Consider the following 1,025-nt stretch of genomic DNA (forward strand, 5'->3'; position numbering starts at 1 on the left):
CTGCTGGATCAGGCATGGAATGCCATGGCAGACAACGATCTGAATAGTGCTGGAAGTGCCCTGTCCAGAGCAATGAGAATCAGTCCAACCGATCCATCGGTTTATTACCTGATGGCGCAACTCAGGAAGAAACAGGGGCATTACGGCCAGGCCCGTGAGCTGGCAGATAGAGCTCTGAGTCTGGGGCCAGCCTCAGGCCTCATGCGACAGATCAAGAGTTTTCTGACTTCACTTGGTTAAACAGGGTCGGGCGCATTTTGCTTTTTTTATACAATTTTCACAGTAAAATGCGGTAAGGATTTTCATTTTACAAGACAAACGACGTGCATAAAGTACAGAGAGTTATTGATAGCTCTGGAAGCAGGGTTGAAAAGGCTGAGGTGCTGGCTGGGGAATATCGTTTGAAGTTTACACAGGATGTTTGCTTGCACTTATTGCTTGAATCCAGCGCGACTTACCTGAAACAAATCAAATTTTTACGCAACCCATGAGTCTGAACCCGATGCACATGCTCACTAATGATAATAAGCGGTAGAGGATTTCCATAAAAGCTGCCAGAAATATTTGATTTCATAAGGCTAGCCACTTGCTAATAAAAGTACACAATAACTTTTTGGGGCAGCTACTTTATAATTGATACTCTTCGAGGTAAATATCAATGCTTACCCTGAAAACGGCGTTAATTATTTTGGCTACGATACTTTACTGTTGTATGGCCCATCCAGAAATAAAAAAAATAACACCTAGTGATTTTTTAGTTAAGAGTAGTGATGAAAAGGAAGTAAGATTAAAAATAACGGGAATAGGAGTCATTGAATATATGGCTGAAGTTCAGCATACAAGCGAATTGTGCCAAGGCTGCCGCATGTTTATCATAAGAAATGATCGTGACCAATACTTTATACAGCATCAGAATTTTTTAGAAAAAGGGTCTGGTATTGGAAATGACCCGGCGAGATATGTACACATACCAAGAAGATCTGGCAGAGTCAATCGTGAATCAATACAAAGCATTATTCTTTATC

At 41.2% G+C, this 1,025-nt stretch carries 2 protein-coding genes; both read left to right on the forward strand.

Translation table 11 applies throughout. The annotated features are described in order from the left end of the window. The coding region (locus tag KDK18_RS10230) for a tetratricopeptide repeat protein (protein ID WP_257254800.1) at positions 1-240 on the forward strand (240 nt) is incomplete at its 5' end. A gap of 418 nt (positions 241-658) precedes the next feature. Next, positions 659-1,025: hypothetical protein (locus tag KDK18_RS10235; RefSeq protein ID WP_257254801.1), on the forward strand; the 367-nt coding region annotated here is incomplete at its 3' end.

The organism is Endozoicomonas sp. SESOKO3, assembly GCF_024606255.1.